Below are 15,917 nucleotides of genomic sequence, written 5' to 3'. Positions count from 1 at the left end.
AAAATACTGGTATATAATGATTATATGATTGTAAATTAAAAATGTAAAAGAAATTTGCAACTTTGAAATTTGTTTATATGTTTGTACATAGTATTTATAGCCTATAATTTATTTTGAATTTTTCTTACCGCTCTGCCAGTTTTTATTGGTTAAAAACGCGTTTTTATATGTTTATACATTTATACAAATAATGGAAATTGATTTTAATAATTCAGAATCGTACACCGGCTTGGAATCCGGACTGAGAAAAACCCAGCAGTTCCTGATGCCGCCTCAATTAACTAAAGCTTTCCAGCCACAGGGGGGGTACAACATTTATCCTGCTGCCAGGCTGCAGGCAGGAAAAATTTTTAATGGTTTTGAATCCCTCGCATTGTTCATCGCCGGGCATAAATCCGTAATGATTGATGGTTATGTGGGCGTATTCTGGAGCCGCGTAAAAGAAAGCCTTCAGAAATGTTTTTGTGAACAAGGTATAGCTATAAACTGGATTGAAACTGCCGATTATCTGAAAAAAGAGCACGACATAGAACAACTTGTGCAGCCGTTTCTGGGCGAATATACGTCGGTATGGGGCACCAAAGCTACCTTAGGTTTGGCGGATTTCTTTGTGGACGAAATTAAATCGCAAGATCAACATCAATTTGGCAGCATCAACATCATTATCGGTCCCGGTGCGGCTTTATCAGGATGGAATGCGCCGCTAATTTACTTTGATATTCCTAAAAACGAGATCCAGTTTAGGATGCGTGCCGGCAGTATCACCAACTTGGGTGCGGCTGAACCCGAAGAACCTTTCCAGATGTACAAGCGGTTTTATTTTGTCGATTGGGTGGTGCTTAATGATCACAAAAAAGCCATCCTCGGCAAGGTTTCGATAATGGCAGATGCACAATGGCCCGAAACTATTAACTGGATGCATCAACCTGACCTTATTGACGGGCTGAATAAATTGAGCAGTTCGGTATTCAGGGTTAGGCCGTGGTTTGAGCCGGGTGCCTGGGGCGGGCAGTGGATAAAGGAGCATATCAGTAACCTAAATACCGATGTTGTTAACCTGGCCTGGTCATTTGAGCTTATCGTTCCCGAAAACGGATTGGTGTTTGAAAGTGACGGCAACCTGCTGGAGGTTACTTTTGATACCCTCATGTTCAGCAACCAGGAGAATGTTTTGGGCGAACATGCTGCACGTTTCGGTGATGAGTTTCCAATTCGTTTTGATTTTCTTGATACGTACAATGGGGGGAACCTGTCGATACAATGCCATCCGAGATTAGAATATATCAGGGAACAATTCGGCGAAACGATTACGCAGGATGAAACCTATTATATTTTGGATTGCGACGATAGCGCCTCCGTTTATCTCGGTTTTCAGGAAGAGATTGATCCGTCTGAATATAAGCAGGCGCTCGAAAGCAGTCAGGCTACCGGCCAGGCTATCGACATCGAAAAGTATGTGCAGGTACATCCTGCAAAAAAGCATGACCTGTTCCTGATCCCCAATGGTACTGTGCACAGTGCCGGTGCGGGTAACCTGGTACTGGAAATCAGCGCGACGCCTTACATTTTTACCTTCAAAATGTATGACTGGGTACGTTTGGATCTCGACGGAAAACCGCGTCCCATCAATATTGATCATGCTTTTAATAATCTTGATTTTGACCGTAAAGGCAATAAGGTACAACAGGAGCTCATCTCACATCCGCAAATAATTAACGAAGGCCGGGATTACCGTTTGGTTCACCTGCCAACACATCCCGATCATTTTTATGATGTGCACCGCCTTGAATTTGACCACGCCATTGAAGTGGCCACCAATAACCTGTGCCATGTGCTGATGCTTGTTGAAGGACACTCAATTACAGTTGAAACATCCGGCGGCGCCAAGCAGGATTTTGCTTATGCCGAAACATTTGTGATACCGGCAGCATCGGGAAGTTATCGCCTTGTAAATAAGGGTAAGCAACGCGCAAAAGTGATTAAAGCATTTTTAAAATAATGGAAATGTCATCTAAAATTCAACAGTCCGGTTCAAAAAAGAACCGCACTTTCCTCCATCTCGTTTGTTTGGTAGCGGCGCTTGGCGGTTTCCTTTTTGGTTTTGATACGGCTGTTATTTCCGGCACAGTTGGGCTTGTAAAAAATGATTTTCATTTAAATGCCGTAACAGAGGGTTGGTTTGTTAGCTGCGCCTTGCTCGGTTGTGTAGTCGGTGTAGCATTATCCGGGGCTTTGAGTGACAAGTATGGCCGCAAGGTAGTACTTATCCTGTCGGCAATCCTCTTTTTGGCATCGGCGCTGGGCTGTATGTGGTCGGGCTCCTTCACGGTACTGATCGCCTTCAGGTTAATAGGAGGCTTGGGCATCGGTGTGGCTTCGATGGTATCGCCGCTGTATATTTCTGAATTTGCACCATCCCGCTACCGCGGTATGATGGTGTCGCTTTACCAGCTGGCACTCACCGTGGGCATTGTAATAGCATACTTTTCTAACGCCTATCTTTTAAACCATACAAAAATTGATTTGTCTGGTCCCGTCCTAAAGCTTATTCTCTCAGCTCAGGTTTGGCGGGCCATGCTGGGCCTTGGGGCTTTACCCGCGGGGATTTTCCTGCTTTCTCTTTTGGCTGTACCTGAATCACCGAGATGGCTGCTGCTGAAAAACAGGGTTGCGGAAGCCAAAGTGATATTGATCAGGATTGACGGTTTACAAGCGGCAGAAAACGAGATCGCTGCTTTTCAAAATGGGGAAGGTATCCAGGATGAAAAAGGGCTCAGGGAACTTTTACGGCCAGTATACCGCCGGCCGCTCCTCATAGGGATATTATTGCCTTTGTTTTCGCAATTATGCGGCATAAACGCTGTTATTTACTACGGGCCCAAAATTTTGGAGCAGGCAGGCTTCGCCCTTAACAATGCGCTTGGTGGTCAGGTAACTATAGGGCTGGTCAATGTGGTATTTACATTCGTAGCCATTTTCACTGTAGATCGTTGGGGGCGCAAACCGTTATTGTTCGCCGGAGTAGGTGGGGCGGTTGCAGCCTTGATCCTGATCGGCGTGCTTTTCTTTGCCGGGGTTACATCAGGGCCGTGGATCCTAACTGCCATTTTACTCTTTATCGCCTGTTTTGCGTTCTCTTTTGGTCCTGTATGCTGGGTTATTGTAGGCGAGATCTTTCCGGGCGCTGTGCGCGGGAAGGCTATGTCGTTAGCCACACTTTCTTTGTGGATCGGTAATTTCCTGGTTGGTCTGCTTACACCGGTATTGTTGGAAGGCGCAGGGCCGGCATGGACCTTTTGGATTTTCGCGGGCTGCTGTGCGCCCGCGCTGTTGCTCACGTATCGAATTATCCCGGAAACCAAGGGGAAATCATTAGAAAGCATAGAGACTTACTGGGCCGAATCATTCGCGCCATCAAAATCACCTGAAAACCAGAAGGTCGGACCAAGCTTACCATAACCATGACCAAATTATAAATAATGAATTAACCAATTAAAAACCAAACAAATGAGATTTAAACTTTTACCCAAACCCCAAAAAAAGCAAAGGCATGTTTACCGGGCAATTATTCCGGCGCTGTTGCCTGCCGTGTTTTTCTGCTGGAACATGCCGGTTGCCCGTGCCGCTGTTCCGGGCACTACCCATGCCGACCTGAGACGTGCCGCCGGCATTATTGTTACCGGACAGGTAACCGATGAACAGGGCCGCCCCTTACCGGGAGTGAGCATCCGTTTGCTCAATTCAGGAACAGGCACAGTGAGCGATATTAATGGAAACTACAAATTGTCTGTCCCGGATGCGGGTATAAATGGAACGCTGTCATTTTCTTTTATCGGTTTTATTACCCAAACTGTAGCTATTAACAATAAAACGCAGTTCAATGTCAGCCTAAAGCCGGATACTACCAAAGCCCTGAACGAAGTTGTTGTTGTAGGTTACGGTACACAGCGCCGTGCAACCATTAATAGTGCCATAGGCACCGTTGGCGCTAAAGATATCAATGACAAACCCGTTCTAAATCCCGCGCAGGCACTGCAGGGGCAATCACCCAATCTCATCATTCAGCAAAGCACGCTGGACCCTGGAAGCAGTCCAAGCATCAATATTCGCGGCGTGGCCACAACGGGAAATAACGATCCGTTACTGGTTATTGATGGAATTGTTTCGCAATCAGTTGGCGACCTCAACTTGCTTAACCCAAATGATATTGCGAGTGTTACCGTGCTTAAGGATGCGGGTTCGGCCGCTATATATGGTTCGCGCGGCGCAAACGGTGTTTTGCTTGTAACGACAAAAAGCGGTAAGCTGAACCAAAAGGCGACAGCAACTTATAATGGTAACTTTGGCTGGCAGAAACCCGATATACTGGTAAAAAAAGTAAGCGGGGCCGATAATGCTTATTACAAAAATGAAGCCCTGGCCAATTCAGGCCTTCCGCCTGCATTCACACCCGAACAGATCCAGCAGCTTGCTGCTCAGGGTGATGGAAACTGGGATATCAATCATGTACTTTATAACGCGCCGCAGACTTCGCAGAATGTTAGTGTGAGCGGTGGCGGGGCAAATAACACCTACTTTATCTCTGCAGGTTACCTTAACCAGCTCAGCAATTTTATCGGAAGCGGCGGCTCCGGCAGTAAATTCGGGTATCAAAAATATAACCTCCGCCTAAACCAGTCAACCATCATCGGTCGTTTCAAATTATCCGGAATACTGGAATATACCAAATCCAGGAACAAGACCAACAGTGTAGGCGATAATAATATTTTTGCCGATGCTAACCGCGTACCGCATAATTACAGCTGGACGGATGCTAACGGTAATTATCTGACAAACCCTGTTGCTTCTCAGTATAATGAATACGGGGTTTTGGAAAAAGGTGGTTTTAACCAGGCAGATAACGACCGCGTTTTTGGTAACCTGAACGGAACCCTGAGCATCACCAACGAACTGAGTTTAACCGGTGTTTTTGGTGGTACCCTCCAAAACAACGGTAATTTTTTCAGGCGCGCTCAGGTCAACTATCTTCCTGTAGGTGTATATGGCAATGACCTCACCACCTTTGATAACAATTCCAAATCCAGTTCATTTAACACGCAGGTATATCTGGGTTATAACAAGGCCTTTGGCTCACATAATATCAGCGCTACATTAGGTGTTTCGAGCGAATTGAACAGCCAGCGTGGCTTTCAGTTGATGAAGTCATTAACCGATCCGGTTTTTGGCAATGCTACAACAGGAACGCTGATTGATGCTACCAACTCGTACAACAGCGTTACTATTCAGGCCAACAGTATGCAATCGGCTTTTGGCCGGATCGGCTATGATTATAACAACCGCTACTTCGTTGATTTTGTATTCCGTGATGATGCTTCGTCAAAATTTGCCAAAGGGCAAAGAAATGGCTTTTTTCCGTCAGTGAATGTTGGTTATGTGATCACCGGGGAAAGTTTTATGGAGCCGCTGAAAAATACCCTTAATCATTTAAAGTTAAGAGGCAGCTATGGTGTGGTCGGTAACAATCAGTCGGCGGGTAACTATACTTATTTAACCACCTATTTCAATTATCCCGGCGCTTATGGTTACAATGGCGTTATTCAGGGTGGGGCGGGGACTAACCTGTCAAACCCGATGCTTACCTGGGAGCGGGCGCATACATTGAACGTTGGTTTTGATTTTGGCCTGTTCCATAACAAACTAACCGGATCTTTCGATTATTTTAACAAAGTAACCAGCAATATCCAGCAAACCCCGCTTGATGTGCCTACCATTTTTGGTGCTGCGCCGCCGGTGGCCAATGTAGCCAAGGTACGTGATATGGGCTGGGAGGTTGAACTAACCTATACCTGGAAAACGCCAAAGGTTACACAGAGCTTTAGCGCTAACATAGGCAACACGCAAAATAAGTTGATGCAGCTTACCGGCAGCACAAAGCAAATTATTTATAACCAGGATGTTTATCAGCTTATTCGCCGCGTTGGTGAGCCTATAACGCAATATTATGGCTATGTTACCAACGGCTATTTCCAGAACGAAGCAGATGTAAACAGTTATCCAAAACCGGCAGGTGCGATAGTTGGCCCCGGCGACTTAAAATTTAAAGATTTGAACGGCGATGGTAAAATAGATGATAACGATAAAAAGGTTATCGGTAATCCGTTCCCGCATTACACCTTCGGCTTTACTTACCGGCTTGCAGTTGCAGGTTTTGATGTCTCCTTATTTATCCAGGGTGTTGGCCAGCGTGATGAATTTTTGCGTGGCGAATTGGTGGAACCTTTTCACTACAACTACGGTGCTACGCTGTACGAACACATGACCGACTATTGGACGCCAAATAACCCGAACGCCCGTTACCCAAGGCTGGCAACCATCGGTTCGCCGTCTAATACCAATAACTGGCGTAGCGGCTCCGACCTGTATCGCTTTAACGCCGCTTATGCGCGCCTTAAAAATGTCAATATCGGCTATACGCTGCCGCAGGAACTTACGCGCAGGGCAGGAATGGAGCGTGTACGTGTTTCGCTCATAGGGCAAAACCTGTTAACGCTTACAAAACTCAAGTTCATTGATCCTGAAACCACGGAGTTCGGTAATAACGTAAGCCCGAACTCGGCTTCTAACAGTGCGAGAAATTACCTGCTTCCTATTTTTTACGGTGCAGGCCTTGACATCACTTTTTAACCATTTACTGAAGGGACATGAAAATTTTAAATAAATATTTCGCCATTACCGCACTGGTGCTGGTGAGCGGGTGCCGTAAATTAGATATAGCACCAACAGATGCATACTCGGTTCTTAACTTCTGGAGTTCGGACGCTAACGTGTATAACGCACTCAATAATAACTATAGCCTGATGTATAACAGCGGTCTTTACTTCGCGGCCGAGGGGTTATCAGATAACGCTTATTCACAAACCAACACCGATCTTATTCAAATAGCAAGTGGTAATGCCAACGCGCAAACACCTAAGTTCGCGGGCGATTGGGCTTATTACTATGCTACGATCAAATCCTGTAACCAGTTTCTGGCTAATGTTGACAAAAATACAACACTTGGCGCGGCTACACTTGGGAGGGTAAAGGCCGAAACCCGTTTCATCAGGGCGTTTGAGGATTTTAACCTGACCAAATGGTATGGCGACGTTCCGCTGGTAAGCACGGATATCTCGCAGGACGAAGCAAAGGTAATTCAACGTACGCCCAAAGCAGAAGTGATAAACTTTATTCTAAGCGAATTGAATGCGATTTTACCGGCGCTTCCGTCAAAAGATCAACTGCCTGCCGCCGAAAATGGCCGTATTACCAAAGGCGCGGCGTTAGCTTTACAGGCACGGGTACTGCTATATCAGGGTAACCGTATGTCTGATGTGGTTACCACATGCGAAAGCTTGATGAACGGCACCTCTAACGGCACTTATTCGCTTAATCCAAGTTACAGCAATCTTTTCAGCGATCCGGCAACTAACAGGAATAATCCGGAAACGATATTGTCATTGCAGTATGTTCCGGCAACTACCCGTACCTGGACGGATTTTTGGGATTTTGCACCAAACAGTGTAGGTGGCCGTGTGAATTCGTTGGCCCCGAGCCAGGAACTGGTAAATGATTATATCATGCTTAATGGCAAGGGGATCAATGATGCCGGGTCCGGATATAATGAGAGCAATCCTTATGCGGGCCGCGACCCCCGGCTTACAGCTACCATTGTTTATGACCGTTACAACTGGAATAGCGGTGGCGGCGTGAATGGCACAAGCAAGATGATTTACATTAAGCCAGGTAGTGATCCAACCCGCCCGGGGCCTGATGAGTATTCTTCCGGCCGGCAAAGTTCATCCCCAACCGGGTACTACTGGCGTAAATACTTTGACCCTTCGGCATTGGCCAATTTTACTTCGGGTAATAATATCCACCTGTTCCGCTATGCCGAAATACTGCTTGACTATGCAGAGGCAAAAAGCAGCCTTGGCCAAATGGACGCTACGGTATGGAATAAAACCATAGGTGCGCTGCGTACAAGGGCAGGCTTTACTGATCCTGCCGCATTAAACTATCCGGGAGGTGACCTAACTAATGTAATCCGCCGCGAGCGCCGGGTTGAACTGGCCATGGAAGGAGCCCGTATTGACGATATCCGCAGATGGAAGATAGCAGAAACCGTATTGAATGGTTATGTTCACGGGGCTAAATTCTCCGGTGACCCCGCTACTGACAACGGCTATATCCGCGCGCAGCTGAGAAGGTTCAATACAAACCGCGATTACTTGTGGGCCATACCCGGCGGCGATTTGAGTTTAGATTCCAAGCTCACTCAAAATCCAGGTTATTAAACTTTAAATCACCAATTATTCCTGAATAATATGAAAAGATTATTTGTACTTGCGCTAACAGCATTGGCTGTAGCTTTTGTCATCAGCTCCTGTAAAAAAGATAAGCGGGCATTGGATACCAGCATAAGCGCGGTTAATACACTTGCGGCCCCGCTTAATGCCAGCAGCATAAACCTCCAGGCAGGCGGCCCCGCCGTAACATTTAAGTGGAGCGCCGCAACTGCCATTGACGGCGGGTTAATCATGTATGAGGTTACTTTTGATAAGGCGGGCGGCGATTTTAGTAAACCTGTATACCGTATTTTATCCGACGGTTCCGGCGTACAGGCGCAGGCCACCATTCCGCAGGACACCTTGAATAAGATCGCATCGCTGGCCGGCGTGGCTTCATCAAGCATAGGGACGTTGAAATGGACGGTTATTGCTTCAAAGGCTACCAATATGCAACTCAGCAAAATTTCTAATACCCTGCAGGTAAGCCGGCCGGCCGGCTTTGCAGTGCCGCCGACAACCTTGTTTCTTACCGGAACGGCTACAGAAGGAGGCACCGATATTTCCAAAGCAATTCCTTTCAAGCAAACTTCAGCGGGCGTTTTTGAATTGTATACCTCACTTGCGCCGGGCACCTACGGGTTTACCGATAAAGCAAGCGGCAGCGGCGTCAAATATTACCTGGATGATAAAGGCGTTATCCGGCAAGGGAGCGGCTCTGTAACGATTAGCCCGGCAAAAACAACCTACCGCCTGCGGCTGGATTTTAACGTGGCTACCAGTAATGTAGTAGGTATTCAATCGCTGGGGCTGTTCATGTCGGCTTACAACACGGAGATCGGGCAATTAAATTATATTGGTAATGGTACCTGGGAAAATCCTAAGATTGCGGTTACATTTTACCAGTTTTCGTGGGGAAGGGACGAGCGTTACAAGTTTGCGCTCCATACTACCAATGGGATTGAATATTTAGGCAGCTCGAATGTCAACAACATCGCGCCTGCCGGACAGCCTGCAAGTTATTTTTATCTGCTGCCGGTAACCAATGCGCAATGGGATAACACGTATAAATTTGACCCTTCAATTGACACGCATAATGCTAAAGTTGATGTGTATTTCAATACGGGTGGGCCATATACCCATACGGCTGTCGCGGTTAACTGATGTGCAGGCTAAGGCATATATAACCCTATGTTAATTTACTCCGCCTGCGGTTTTAAAAACCGCGGGCAATTTTAAAACAGAATCTAAGTTATGAAGATGCAATTTCGCTGCGGTATAGCAGTACTTACGTTGGCATTCGCCTCCTGCGGAAAATCTAAGGTTGATCCCGGGAACAATGGTAGTAACAACAATTCGGGTGGTAACAACGGAGGTGATAATGGCGGCACTACAACTGAATCCGTTTACTTAACCAATGCAAAAGCTACCCACGCTTTTGTAGCGTCGGGCTATGCTACACCTTACGGCAGCTACCGGGTAAATACCACAACCAATACCGGCGGCGCTTTTGAATGGTATGTTGCGAGCCAGTTGTACGCCGATGCCGCGATGGTTGAACGGGGCGATGCGAACTATAAATCTTCCATGAATAATACGTTAACATGGCTAAATAAGCTTGTTGATAAAACGGATGGCAACGGCGGGCTTTTTGCCGCCGCGGGTTTGGATGGTTCTGGCGCGGGTGGCGGAAAATATGTAGACGATAACGCGCTTACGGGCATGGCCTTCCTGGCTGGCTATGATGTTACCACAGGAACCGACCGGGAGGCTTACCTTGCCGCGGCCGAAAATTGCGCCAGGTGGCTGATGAACAGCGGACAATGGGATAACGACCTTGGCGGCGGCTTTTGGTGGTCAACTGATAAAACCGTTAAACCCAGTCAATCCAACGGACTGGCGATGCAGTTATTTTGTCGTTTGTATAAGATAACAGGAAACTCGCTTTATAAAAATTGGGCAATTTTGGTTAATAGTTGGCTTAATACCCAGATGTATGATAGTGTAAGCGGCCTTTACATCTGGCAGATAGAAAAAAACGGCACTAAAGACACCTATAAATTCAGCTATGACAATGCGATCATTGTAGAAGCGCAGTTGCTTTATGCCGATGCGATGCAGGACAACACTTATCAGGCCAAAGCACAGGCTTTAGGTAACGCGATGATCAAAACACTTTGGGACAAAGGTCACAATGTGTTCATTTTTAATACCAACGACCCCAGAATCAATCCTTGCTATAGCGGCTGGGCTACGCAAGCTATGATCAAACTTTATGAGACAGATAACAACAGTAACTGGCTGGTTTATGCCAAAGGTAATGTAGATGCGATTAACGTAGTCCTTAAAAATCCGGCCCTTAATGGTTATTATCAATATGCGGCATTGGATGGAGCCGGAAGATACCCGAATTTAGAGGGTGTTGATCAGGCATGGATGCAGCGGATCCAAACACTGTTATCGAAATATAAGTAGGCTATTCAACATACAGAGGAACAAAATAAACAGGTATAATGAGATCATTATCAAAATCAGGGGTTTTATTGTTATTGGCTTTACCATGCTGGAGCAAGGTATCGGCACAGGACATATTAAAATACGTTGATCCCAACATTGGCACAGCGCACAGCAGGTGGTTTTTTTACACGCCGGCAGCGGTACCATATGGTATGGCAAAACTGGCCCCGTCAACCAACGGGCACTACGGCAACCCTTCCGGGTGGGAAGCGGTTGGATATGATACCCGGCAAAATTCGATTGAAGGCTTTGTTCATTTCCACGAATGGCAGGTAGGTGGTGTAAGCTACATGCCCACAACCGGCAAGCTGATTACCCGCCCGGGCGATCTGGAACGGAAAACCCCGGGTTATCGTTCCGGCTTCGACAGAAAAAACCAGGTGGCCGAACCCGGCTATTATAAAGTTAAACTGGACGACTATCAGATTACTGCCGAACTTACAGCAACAAAGCGGGTTGGCTTCCAACGGTACACATTTCCCAAGAATAGTCAGTCGCATATTATCCTGGATATTGGCAATAAACAGGGTGAAAGTGATACCGTGACCGACGCAAGTATCAAAATGCTTGATGATAAGCACTTTGAAGGTTATGTGTATACTTATCCAAAGTACGTAAGGATTTATGATCCGGCTGGTAAAGTGGCCCTGTATTTTTATGGCGAGATCAGCAAAAAGCCAGCAACTGTAACAGCTTTCACTACCGGGCGGCTTGATAACAACCAAAGCAGTGCTAAAGGGCATGGCGCCGGATTGTCGTTAAATTACCATACCGCCGCCAACGAGGTAATTGAGGTAAAAACAGGTTTATCATACACCTCGATCGCTAATGCCCGTAAAAATTTCGTAACAGAAGCAAGCGGGCTTACGTTTGCAAAGGCCAGGGAGCAGGCACAGCAAACATGGAGATCGGAACTGGGTAAGATAGCGGTAGAAGATACCAGCACCGAAAACAAGACAAAATTTTATACCGGGCTTTTCCATGCGCTTTTGGGCAGGGGCATTGCCAGTGATGTTAACGGCGCTTATCCAAAACATGCCGGACTTACCGGGCAGTTGCCGATAATAAAAAATCAACAACCGAAAGCAGAGTTTATCAATACAGACGCCATTTGGGGCGGATTTTGGAATATCACGCAGCTATGGGCATTATCATACCCGCAATGGTACGGCAGTTTCGTAAATACACAGCTACAACTTTATAAGGATAAAGGCTGGTTTGGCGATGGTATTGCCAACAGCGAATACGTATCAGGTGTGGGTACAAACTTTGTTGGGCTCGCTATAGCAGGGGCTTATAATTCAGGCATTCGTAACTATGATGTAAACCTGGCCTATAAAGCAGTAAAAGATAACGAACTGAAGTATGAAAACCGGCCGGTAGGTCCGGGTAAATTAGATATTAAAGCGTTTATTGATCATGGCTTTGTCCCGTTTTTTGACCAGACGGGACGGGATTTCGTGACAGATTCCACAGGTTCAAATTTTGCCGGCTCGCATATCTTAGAATACAGCTACAGCGCTTTCGCCGCTGCGCAGATGGCTAAAGCCCTGGGTAAAAGCAAAGATTATGAACAGCTTATCAAATTATCAAATGGCTGGCGGCAAATATTTAACCCGCAAAACAAGCTCATGCAGCCGAAGCGGTTAAACGGAAGCTTTATCGAAAAATTTGATCCCTATCAGCCGTGGCGAGGTTTCCAGGAAGGCAATGCTGTACAATATTCATTTTATGTACCTCAAAATCCGGCCGGTTTAATTGACGCGATAGGTAGAGATAATTTCAACAAAAGACTGGACAGTATTTTCACCGTTTCGGAAAAACAGGGCTTCGGTGGCGGTAAAACTATCGACGCCTTTGCCGGGATCAACTCTATTTATAATCATGGCAACCAGCCCAACCTGCATATCAGCTGGCTCTTCAACTTCTCCGGCCGCCCCTGGCTTACACAAAAATGGACGAGGCTGATAGGAGAGGAATTTTACGGCACCGGGCCGATTCATGGATATGGCTACGGTCAGGACGAAGACCAGGGGCAGCTTGGGTCCTGGTATGTGATCAACGCTTTAGGATTATTTGATGTAAAAGGACTTACAGATTTGCGGCCTGTCATTGAACTCGGCAGCCCTTTATTCAGAAAAGCGACTATCAGGTTGGGTACCGGTAAAGTGCTGGTGATCGAGACCCTCAATAATTCGGCAGAAAACGTTTACATCCAATCTGCCCGGTTTAATGGTAAGCCTCTTGATAATTGCTGGCTTTACCGGGATCAACTCATGCAGGGAGGCAGCTTGAGCTTTGTGATGGGTAAAGAGCCTAATAAACAATGGGGAACTAAGCTTCCTCCACCATCGACACAATAAATTTAAAAGAAATAGCGAGGAGAATTGGTGCTGACGTTGGCTGTATAAATTAAAAAAACCTGTATAAACAACCGTTATGAAAACTAAATTATTCCAAAAATTAATTCCGGCATACGTGATGCTGGCACTTGGCTTCGCGGCCTGTAAAAAAGAAAACGCTGCGTTACATACTAAAAGTGGCATTACTGATGCGGGCGAAAAAGTAAAAACGGCAAGCACGAGCTCTGCCTACTATATCAAGGCGGGTGAAACCCACAATTTTGTATATGGGAACATCCTTACCAGTTATAACAGTTACCGGGTTAACACCACAACATCTACCGGAACTGCGTACGAGTGGTATAACGTAAGCCAGATCTATGCGGATGCCGCGATGGTGAAGATTGGGAACACGGCTTATGCGCCCTATATGAACAATACTTTTGCATGGATGAACAATATGTGGAACGGCAGTAACCCCAACGGAGGATACTTTGCCGCAGCCAATATAAACGGCACGGGTGCTGCAGGTGATCAATATGTAGATGATAATGCATTAAGTGGCGTTGCCTACCTGGATGCCTACGATGTAACAACAGGTACTACACAAATCAATTACCTGAACGCGGCTAAGGCGTGTGCTAACTGGCTGATGAACAGTGGGCAATGGGATAATACCTACGGCGGCGGCTTTTGGTGGAACACCGTTAAAGAAAGTAAGCCCACCCAATCCAACGGCCTGGCCATGCAGTTGTTTTTACGCTTATACCAAATCACCGGGCAAACCTTTTATCGTGATTGGTCGGTGTCTGTTAAAAACTGGCTTTTGGCTAATATGTTCGATTCGGCTACGGGTTTGTACATCTGGAAAATTGACGGCAGCGGAGCCGGGACCAAGCATTTTGAGAAATTTACCTATGATAACGCGATCATGACAGAGGCTTTCCTGTTATATGCACAGATCATGGCCGATAACAGTTTTGTAACCAAGGCCCAGAATTTAGGTATTGCCATGAACACTACATTATGGAACAGCACTTATCATGTTTACAGGTTTAACACTGCCGATGGGCGGGTAAACCCGGCATGGTGTGTTTGGGGCTCGCAGGCTATGATCAGGCTTTACCAGCGTGATGGTAATACCGCCTGGTTGGATTACGCGCAGCAAAATATAGATTATATTAATTCCAAACTGCGGAATGCCACCAATCTTGGCTACTATACCTTCTGCAATTTTGACGGAAGCGGGCTTGATACACGGCAGGAAGGTGTTGATCAGGCCTGGATGCAAAGAACGCAGGCTTTGTTGTCTGATTACAGATAGTCATATATAATTATCATTAAAATGTATCGAAAATTTATAATTATCGTCGTTGCGGCGGTAGTATCGGGGATTTCATTGCCCGTTGCAGCACAGAAAAGCCTTCGCAATACTTATCAGGTGCGTGCCGACAGTATGTTTCAAAATATATGGAAGCGATACCGTGTTTATTCGCAAAAGGGTTTATTCCTGGAAAACTATCCGTCGGGAAAGGGTGATTCGCTCAATTATTTCCAGGGCGATGCGGTAAAAGAAAAAGCGGTGAGTTTCTTATGGCCCTTTTCGGGTATGTTCTCGGCAACCAATGTACTTATGCGCGTTCCGGGCCTTAAAGATAAATACACATTATACGAGGATAGCCTGGTAACCGGAATAGAGCAATATAGGGATACCTCAAGAAAGCCGGCCGGATACCAGGCATACCCGGTTAAATTTGAAAAGGCCGACCGGTATTATGATGACAACGGGTTGGTGGGCATTGATTATATGGAGAGTTATTTCAACACCAAAAAACCTATATATCTGCAACGGGCTAAAGACGTTTTTAAATTCATCATAAGCGGATGGAACGACGATGTTGGTGGAGGAATTACCTGGCTCGAAGGGCATAACGATCAAAAGCCCGCCTGCAGTAACGGAATGGCCGCGCTCACCGCGTTAAAGATCTATGAGGGCTGCCATGAGCTATATTACCTGCAACAAGGCGAAAGAATTTATAACTGGATGTATCGCTCGTTACGTGACAGCACAACCGGAATGATCAGCAATGATATTAAACTTAGTGGAGATCAAAACCATACCTTTTGGAGCTATAACACAGGATCGATGATTGAGGCGGCAGTACTACTTTACCGGTTTACCGGCAGGCAACGCTATTTGCAACAGGCTAAAGCTTTGGCATCCGTAAGTTATAAATACTACGAAGGTTTACCGCATGATAAGCGGTTAATACTTAAAATAGATGTTCCATGGTTTATTGCTGTGCTGTTTCGGGGGTATGAGGCCCTGCGTAAGGTGGATGGAAATAATAAATATATAGCCGCCATTGAACATGATCTGAATTATGCCTGGAACAACTCGAAAGATAAATTTGGTTTGACCACACATAGCTGGCTGCCGAAACCCGGCGAGTTGGTCAAGCCTAAATGGCTTTTGGATGAGGCCTGTATTGCCGAAATGTATGCCCGGTTAAGTTTGGCGCGCTGATAAATTCGGCTGTTACAATAGGTTGATTAATATAGCCGCCGATTGAGACCCGGCGGCTCTTATTTTTTATAAGATATATTAATCGGACTTTTGTGTTTATAAATAAATCCAGCCAAAATTTTGCTGGTGCCCCCCTTCCTTCGACTACTGCGGAAGGAGTGCGATTAGCTTGTTCCTCTTTTGCTCATCCACCTGTTTCAGCGATCT

9 protein-coding genes are annotated in these 15,917 nt (G+C 46.1%); all 9 read left to right on the top strand.

Translation table 11 applies throughout. The annotated features are described in order from the left end of the window. Positions 1 to 190: 190 nt before the first annotated feature. The 9 genes from SNE26_RS14315 to SNE26_RS14275 all read left to right on the top strand — a co-directional run bounded on the left by SNE26_RS14315 (position 191) and on the right by SNE26_RS14275 (position 15,710). Positions 191 to 1,999 (top strand): class I mannose-6-phosphate isomerase, encoded by a 1,809-nt coding sequence (locus SNE26_RS14315; RefSeq protein ID WP_321554622.1) that lies wholly within the window; start codon positions 191 to 193, stop codon positions 1,997 to 1,999. 5 nt (positions 2,000 to 2,004) lie between these two features. Next, on the top strand, positions 2,005 to 3,459 hold the full coding sequence (locus tag SNE26_RS14310; protein WP_321554621.1) for a sugar porter family MFS transporter: 1,455 nt from the start codon (positions 2,005 to 2,007) through the stop codon (positions 3,457 to 3,459). 48 nt (positions 3,460 to 3,507) lie between these two features. Further along, on the top strand, positions 3,508 to 6,684 hold the full coding sequence (locus SNE26_RS14305) for a TonB-dependent receptor (protein ID WP_321554620.1): 3,177 nt from the start codon (positions 3,508 to 3,510) through the stop codon (positions 6,682 to 6,684). Positions 6,685 to 6,701: 17 nt separating this feature from the next. Continuing rightward, positions 6,702 to 8,333 carry a RagB/SusD family nutrient uptake outer membrane protein gene (locus SNE26_RS14300; protein WP_321554619.1) on the top strand — a complete coding sequence of 544 codons (1,632 nt, stop codon included), beginning with the start codon at positions 6,702 to 6,704 and terminating at the stop codon, positions 8,331 to 8,333. Positions 8,334 to 8,363: 30 nt separating this feature from the next. Then, entirely contained in the window at positions 8,364 to 9,488 is a 1,125-nt protein-coding gene (locus tag SNE26_RS14295) for a SusE domain-containing protein (RefSeq protein ID WP_321554618.1), read from the top strand. A 90-nt stretch (positions 9,489 to 9,578) separates the two neighbouring features. Beyond that, positions 9,579 to 10,799 carry a glycoside hydrolase family 76 protein gene (locus tag SNE26_RS14290; protein ID WP_321554617.1) on the top strand — a complete coding sequence of 407 codons (1,221 nt, stop codon included), beginning with the start codon at positions 9,579 to 9,581 and terminating at the stop codon, positions 10,797 to 10,799. Between the two features lie 38 nt (positions 10,800 to 10,837). Then, positions 10,838 to 13,204, top strand: a complete 2,367-nt coding sequence (locus SNE26_RS14285) for a GH92 family glycosyl hydrolase (protein ID WP_321560016.1) — start codon at positions 10,838 to 10,840, stop codon at positions 13,202 to 13,204. 76 nt (positions 13,205 to 13,280) lie between these two features. Continuing rightward, complete coding sequence (locus tag SNE26_RS14280; protein ID WP_321560015.1) at positions 13,281 to 14,507, top strand: glycoside hydrolase family 76 protein; 1,227 nt, start codon at positions 13,281 to 13,283, stop codon at positions 14,505 to 14,507. Between the two features lie 21 nt (positions 14,508 to 14,528). Then, positions 14,529 to 15,710 carry a glycoside hydrolase family 76 protein gene (locus SNE26_RS14275; protein ID WP_321560014.1) on the top strand — a complete coding sequence of 394 codons (1,182 nt, stop codon included), beginning with the start codon at positions 14,529 to 14,531 and terminating at the stop codon, positions 15,708 to 15,710. Positions 15,711 to 15,917: the final 207 nt, after the last annotated feature.

Source organism: Mucilaginibacter sp. cycad4 (genome assembly GCF_034263275.1).
Lineage (GTDB): Bacteria > Bacteroidota > Bacteroidia > Sphingobacteriales > Sphingobacteriaceae > Mucilaginibacter.
This window is presented reverse-complemented; position numbering and strand designations above follow the sequence as displayed.